This is a genomic window from Maritalea sp. (assembly GCF_047634455.1).
Lineage (GTDB): Bacteria > Pseudomonadota > Alphaproteobacteria > Rhizobiales > Devosiaceae > Maritalea.
In genome coordinates, this window is the sequence record NZ_JBLIAI010000034.1 from 20,958 (window position 1) to 27,236 (window position 6,279).

Here is a 6,279-nt window from a genome sequence, read left to right on the forward strand (position 1 = left end):
ATTAGATATCAACGCAAATCATGCCCGTTTCACCCAGCGGAATTTGGGCGACCAACTCGCCGTGTGGGTTGATGGCGGCAGTGGGGCCATAAGAGACTTGTCCGTCGCGCTCGCCGGTCACATCGGACGAAATATACCAGCACTGATGTTCGATGGCGCGTTCAGCGCGACACGGATTGTGCAGGTCTCTGTATTTTTCAGCGGCTAGCGCGGGCAACATATTGTTGCTCGGGCAAAGTATGATTTTTGCGCCATTCGCCACCATCATCGATGCCGCGTTAGAAAACTGACTGTCGTAGCAAATGTTGATGCCAAATTTTGTGTCGTTGATGCTGAATACCGGTTGCTCCGTGCCAGCCGTGAAGTGGGCTTCACTTTTCAAAAGATGTTGTTTGGCATAGCGGCCGACAAGTTGACCCTGCTTGAGTATTATTGCGGTGTTGAACAGACAGTCGTCTGCTTGCTCTGTAATACCGACGATGATGGTCGGTGCAAAATCGGATAGTTTTTGAATGTTGGACCGCTGAGATCAAGCGCAACATTGGCGGCGTTACTCTGATCTTGGAAGTATCCGCCGATGAAGCATTCTGGGAAACAGATTAAGTCTACACTTTTCTGGTCAGCGCTGTGCGTGAAGAGGATGAGTTCAGCCAACGACGCGTCGATATTGTCGAGAATTTCGCGAGGTTGGCATGCCGCAATGCGCATTGAGAATCAATTCCTGTGAGAATACGCGCAGGATTTCCGACCCAAGATAATTCGTCAATAGAAACCGGGCGCGATAAGGGTCGCGCCCGGTGTTTGAAAGCTAAGCGTTTTGGCTTTGGCTTTCACGGTGTGCGATAAATAGCGACGCGGCGATGATCAGCGCTGCGCCAAGCCACAAGTTGCCGCCCGGCACCCAGCCAAACACGTAAAATCCAGCCAATACATTGAACGGTAGTTTGAGGTGATCAAATGGCTGCACGTACGCCGCATCCGCTGTCGAATATGCCTTGGTGATGAACCATTGCGCAAGCGCCACAAGAACGCCCGCGATCATGATCCATTGGATGGCAGAGCCCGTTGAAATGGCGATGCCGGACGGTGTGCCAAGGGCGAGGGCCAAGTTGATTGGGGTCAGCAACAACAATAGATAAAGCGTGATGGATTGTGGGTTTTCGGTTTTGGTCAGCTCTTTGGTGAACAGGCTTGTGACCGCCCAGAAGAATGCCGCGCCAATCGGCAAAAGGGTTTTGAGTTCAAACGCATCTGCCCAGGGTTGCAAAATGACCATGCCGCCAGCAAATCCCACCAAGGTGGCGAGCCAACGGGCTGGACCAACTTTCTCTTTTAACAGCAAGGCCGCGCCGATGGTCACGAAAAAGGTGGAGGTCATGATCAAAGCAATGGCTTGCCAAATCGGCACGCCAAGCGACAATCCATAAACCCAGAGTTGAACGCCAATGGTTGCGGCGATTACGCGAAGAACATGCAAAACGAGATGGTGGGTTTTAAGGCCTGCAAGACCCGCTTTGACAACAAATGGCACGCTCAACATTGCGGCGATAGCGTATTGCCAGAAAGCGGCGGAGGTTGATGATGTACCCTCGATCATGGTGGCCAATTGGGTCAGAGAATTGACGGCGGCAAAGGCAATGCCCGCCCCAACCATATAGAGCCCGGCGATGATCGCGGGGCTTTTGATATTTAGACCTGTAGCTGAAGCTTTTACGGTCTGATCCATTTTTCGTTCCTTTCGAACAAAATGAATCAGGGCGCGATTGGGAGTATCAGATGCTGCGCCTTACCAATCGCGCAAATAGCGGGATCGGTGGCGTCATCATGCTCAACCCCTTCTCTCTCATCCGGACTATGACCGTCGGCTCTGGAGTTACACCAGATCTGCTGGACCCTCATTTCTTTTTGCAAAGAGATGAGGCGCTCGCGGGCTTCTTGATCGTTGGATCAAGTTACCGCCGGTGGGGAGTTTCGCCCCGCCCTGAGAAGGTTTCACCATTGAATGATTTCAACAGTGGCGCGGTTTTTAGCATGAGAGAGGGAAATTGAGCAAGTGTTTTGAAATCGATGCGAATTGACATTTTGGTGAACGCACCGCATGACCATGCCACGCAAAGAGGGATTTGTACGTGAAAAAGCATGATGTGATTGTAATAGGTGGCGGTGCCGCTGGGTTAATGTGTGCGATTGAAGCGGGCAAGCGCGGACGCGATGTTTTGGTGGTCGATCATGCACAAAAGCCATGCGAAAAGATCCGGATTTCGGGCGGTGGGCGTTGTAATTTCACCAATGTGCATACGAGTTACAAGCAGTTTTTGAGCGAAAATCCACGTTTTGCGATCTCGCCTTTAAAGCGCTACAGCCAACATGATTTCATATCGCGTGTGAAGAAACAGGATATTGCTTTTCACGAGAAAACGCTTGGCCAATTGTTTTGCAATGAAAGCGCGCAGCAAATTATCGACATGATGCTTGACGATATGCGCGCCGCTGGTGGGCGGTTGCGAATGCGCGCCGAGGTGACCCATATTGCGCGCATGAACGGCGGATTTCATCTGACCATTGATGGCGACCATATGAGTGCGGACAAAGTGGTGATTGCAACGGGCGGCAAGTCGATCCCCAAGATGGGGGCAACGGGGTTTGGCTATGAAGTCGCGCAGCACTTTGGATTGGAAATCGTTGAAACGCGCCCGGCCTTGGTGCCATTGACCTTTGATCAATCGATGTTGGAGACCATGAAGGAATTGTCCGGTATTTCAGTGGATGATGCGGTGGTTAAACATGGCAAAAAGACAAAGTTTTCCGAAGCGATGCTGTTTACCCATCGAGGGCTAAGCGGTCCTTCGATATTGCAGATATCTTCGTTCTGGCGCGAGGGCGATGAAATCGAAATCGCGATGTTGCCGGAAATGGATGTGTTCACCACTTTAAAGCAAGCGCGCCAAGAGAACGGTAAACAAGAAATCCAGACCACGTTGGCGCAATGGTTGCCGAAAAAACTGGTGGGTTTTGTTCTGCAGCAGACCGGGGTGCAAGGACGGCTGGGCGATCTGAGTGATTTAAAGTTGACGCTGGTGAATGACCAAATCAATGTCTGGCGGATTAAGCCCACAGGGTCGGAGGGTTATCGCACCGCAGAGGTGACGCTTGGTGGTGTTTCAACTGATGAGTTGGTCAATAAGACCATGGAAGCCAAGAAGGTGCCGGGGCTGTATTTTATTGGCGAAGTGGTTGATATGACCGGCTGGCTCGGGGGCTATAATTTCCAATGGGCGTGGTCTTCTGGCTGGGTTGCTGGGCAGGCTGTTTAGTTTTTTTGCGCCACCGTTGGTCGCGTTGCTCATCCTGTTTTAGCGCTCACGCCGCTTAGGCTAGCCCGGTAGAACGGCCGTGCTCAAATTGCAACGACGCGCCTGTGCGGATAAATCCCACGCGAGATTTACGGCTGCCGCCTGTGAGATATTGGCACGGGTTCCGGACGAACAAATGCCACCAGAATAGCTAAATCAATTGCCCCGCTCCTATATTTTGGTATTCTTGATCTACCTTGTAGGGGGGGGATTTATGAGCGATCAGGATTTACAGGCCTATCAGCCGCCAAAGCTGCCGAACGTAAAAAAGATAAAATTCTCGGACGTGTGGGCGGCGCTGCTGGCTGGGTTGCGCGACTTTCAAAAGGCCCCACTATTGGGCATGGTGTTTGGTGGTGTGTATGTGGTTGGCGGTATGCTGATCATGGCGGCTCTAACGATTTATGACATGCCTTGGATGATTATTCCGGTGGCGACGGCTTTTCCGCTCATTGGGCCTTTTGTGGCTGTTGGTACCTATGAAGTAAGCCGCCGCCTAGCCGCCAATGAGCCGTTGGTTTGGCGTGAAATATTCTTTTTGATTTTGGGGCAGCGCGAACGTCAACTGGGCTGGATGGCCTTTGTGTTGCTGTTCATTTTGTGGATTTGGATTTATCAAATTCGACTTCTGATCGCGCTGTTTTTGGGATTCAAGAGCTTTTCTTCGATTGGTGCCTTTGTTGGGATGGTGGTCACAACGCCCGAAGGTTTGGGTTTTTTTGTGGTTGGTACGCTTGTGGGTGCGGGAATATCGTTCAGTCTTTATGCGGCAACGGTGGTTGCGATGCCGTTGCTGATGGTGCGTGACATTGATTTCGTGTCGGCAATTATAGTTAGTTTTAAATCGGTAAGAGAAAATTTTTGGCCAATGATTGGCTTTGGGCTGGTTGTTGGTGTGTTGACGCTATTGGCGATGTTGCCGGCGTTTTTTGGGCTTTTGGTGGTCTTGCCGGTGCTGGGCCATGCCACCTGGCATCTTTACATCCGGGTGGTGGAGCAGTCATAGGCCGCAATGTGCTCAAGTTATGGCTTATTGCGAAATGGATTTAACGAGCCAACACGCATGCGCTTGTCTTGATTTTTCCAGCTTGCTGGCGATTTTTGCGGCAAGTCCGGTTTAAAGCCTGGGGATTGGCAAATCACCGATCCTGCGGACAGTTTAGTATGATGTTGGGACAATCGAAATGGGGAATGACATTAGAAACCCTCCACGTCGCGCAGTTTTGAAGTTACATCCATTGCACCGGGAATGTCCCATATCTCATCGCGCAGCATAAACTTGTAGCTGTTGGTGTGCTTTACGTAGACTGAACGGTCGATAACCGCATTGGCCGGCAAGATGACGGCTTTCCTGATTCTGTACAAATCGTCAAAAAGCGCAGCCGCGAGGAAATCAAACCCCGAAAAGTCTCGGATCGAGGAAAGTTGTCTCGACTTGTTCCGACGATGAACCCGCCGTCCCTTGATTTGATATCTGACACCATCATTGTCGGTTGCGTCGAACCCTTTCTCAGAATTATGGGCTTGTTCCCAACCGAATGCCGAACAGAACAAATATTCTGTCAAATCGCCTGTAGGATTGTTAGCGCTGCGCACTACTTTGCGGCGGCGCAGTTCTTCATTCACTTCGACGTGCAGCTCAAGTAGCTCATTAAGTGTATTGCTCGTAAGGTCTGTCATTCGACTAGTGTTGCGCAATAGATGCAGTTGTTCAAGGAAGGCCGTTTTCTCAAAGATTTAGTATGTAAGATCAGAGCGGAATTGGTGCCGCATAGGTGATTTGAACACCTGACCCCATCATTACGAATGATGTGCTCTACCAACTGAGCTAATGCGGCAAATTGATTAGTTGGGATGCGCATAGTTGGCCAATTTTATGCAAGCTGCAAGGTGTGAACAGCAATCAAACAAAAAAAGGGCCGTGACCATTGCTGATCACGACCCAATCTCATTAATTCTAAGAAGGCACTTGGCCTCGGGCATGCAGATGAGAACTGCATTGTTGCCCCAAAAGAAGGGAAGTTAGCGGTGCGCTGGCTCCGCTCTCGTCACCTCAATTCCAAAGCCAATTCCTACTTGTGAATAATGATTAGACATTGGATCACCTCCTCTCGTTTGTTTATGTTGATCACAGTGAAACGCGCCATGGCGATTTGGTCAAGCAAAAATCGCTTATTGATTGTATAATACAATTATTGTATAAACCTATTATTATGATGGATTTTGAGAATATATCGCTGCATTGGGTCAATCGGCTGGGGTTTTTGGTTCGGCGCGAATTGGCAGAGCGGTTTAAAGCTGAAGGGCACAATGTTGGGCCCGAGGAATGGGCCATATTATTGTTGCTTTGGCGCAAGGATGGGCTGGCCCCAAGTGTCATTGCCGATGCGACCATCCGAGATCGGACCACTGTTACGCGCTTTCTGGACGCGATGGAGGGCAAGGGTTTGCTTGTTCGCAAAACAAACCCGTCAGACCGGCGACGTTCGCAAGTTGAGTTGACCGGCAATGGGCGGGCGCTTGAAGCGGTGTTGGTGCCGATCGCTCAGGCGCTAATCGAAAAGACGCATGCTGGATTGACTGAAGAAGAACAACAGGTTCTCGTGACCCTGTTGCGCAAAATGACACTGAACTTGAGCGCTTAGGAGGTACGCCATGCCGGGCTATAATTATGCAGAATTCTCACCAAGCGGCTATAATTTGGACAGTTTTCTCGGGCCAAAACCTGGGCGCAAAGCTCCGGATTTTATGCTGGAAGATGCAAAAGGCGTCAATGCCAGCTTGCTAGGGTCTGAACTGAATTGAGCAATGATCTGGACAGCAGTTCAATTTTGATCAGATTTAGGCGAAATCGGCCGAATTGACTTGCTGTCAATGAGGATATTTCAACGACAAACTGGCAAAATTGAATGCTGCCTTTCGGGTT

8 protein-coding genes, 1 tRNA gene and 1 riboswitch are annotated in these 6,279 nt (G+C 50.3%); of the genes, 4 read left to right on the forward strand and 5 right to left on the reverse strand.

Annotated features, from left to right (window positions below; translation table 11 throughout):
• Position 1: 1 nt before the first annotated feature.
• The 3 genes from ACJAZW_RS09915 to ACJAZW_RS09925 all read right to left on the reverse strand — a co-directional run bounded on the left by ACJAZW_RS09915 (position 2) and on the right by ACJAZW_RS09925 (position 1,726).
• On the reverse strand, positions 2-514 hold the full coding sequence (locus ACJAZW_RS09915) for a carbon-nitrogen hydrolase family protein (RefSeq protein WP_415157604.1): 513 nt from the start codon (positions 512-514) through the stop codon (positions 2-4).
• The gene (locus ACJAZW_RS09920) at positions 430-708 is read right to left on the reverse strand and encodes a nitrilase-related carbon-nitrogen hydrolase (RefSeq protein ID WP_415157586.1); all 279 of its coding nucleotides are present in this window, start codon (positions 706-708) and stop codon (positions 430-432) included. Before ACJAZW_RS09920 ends, ACJAZW_RS09915 begins: the two co-directional genes overlap by 85 nt.
• A 100-nt stretch (positions 709-808) precedes the next feature.
• Positions 809-1,726: a DMT family transporter gene (locus tag ACJAZW_RS09925; RefSeq protein ID WP_415157588.1), complete on the reverse strand. Its 918-nt coding sequence runs from the start codon at positions 1,724-1,726 to the stop codon at positions 809-811.
• 105 nt (positions 1,727-1,831) lie between these two features.
• A riboswitch (FMN riboswitch) is annotated at positions 1,832-1,993 on the reverse strand.
• A 136-nt stretch (positions 1,994-2,129) separates the two neighbouring features.
• Between ACJAZW_RS09925 and ACJAZW_RS09930 the strand changes: the two genes are divergently transcribed.
• Both ACJAZW_RS09930 and ACJAZW_RS09935 read left to right on the forward strand, forming a co-directional pair.
• Positions 2,130-3,314, forward strand: coding sequence for an NAD(P)/FAD-dependent oxidoreductase (locus ACJAZW_RS09930; RefSeq protein ID WP_415157590.1), 1,185 nt, complete (start codon positions 2,130-2,132; stop codon positions 3,312-3,314).
• A 253-nt stretch (positions 3,315-3,567) separates the two neighbouring features.
• Positions 3,568-4,359, forward strand: a complete 792-nt coding sequence (locus ACJAZW_RS09935) for a DUF2189 domain-containing protein (protein ID WP_415157592.1) — start codon at positions 3,568-3,570, stop codon at positions 4,357-4,359.
• Between the two features lie 191 nt (positions 4,360-4,550).
• Here the strand turns inward: ACJAZW_RS09935 and ACJAZW_RS09940 are convergent, their stop codons facing one another.
• Complete coding sequence (locus ACJAZW_RS09940; protein ID WP_415157594.1) at positions 4,551-5,033, reverse strand: hypothetical protein; 483 nt, start codon at positions 5,031-5,033, stop codon at positions 4,551-4,553.
• Positions 5,034-5,115: 82 nt separating this feature from the next.
• A tRNA-Thr gene (locus ACJAZW_RS09945) sits at positions 5,116-5,191 on the reverse strand.
• A 375-nt stretch (positions 5,192-5,566) separates the two neighbouring features.
• Here ACJAZW_RS09945 and ACJAZW_RS09950 point away from each other — a divergent pair.
• Both ACJAZW_RS09950 and ACJAZW_RS09955 read left to right on the forward strand, forming a co-directional pair.
• Positions 5,567-5,998 carry a MarR family winged helix-turn-helix transcriptional regulator gene (locus ACJAZW_RS09950; protein ID WP_415157596.1) on the forward strand — a complete coding sequence of 144 codons (432 nt, stop codon included), beginning with the start codon at positions 5,567-5,569 and terminating at the stop codon, positions 5,996-5,998.
• 10 nt (positions 5,999-6,008) lie between these two features.
• Entirely contained in the window at positions 6,009-6,158 is a 150-nt protein-coding gene (locus ACJAZW_RS09955) for a hypothetical protein (RefSeq protein ID WP_415157598.1), read from the forward strand.
• Positions 6,159-6,279 lie beyond the last annotated feature (121 nt).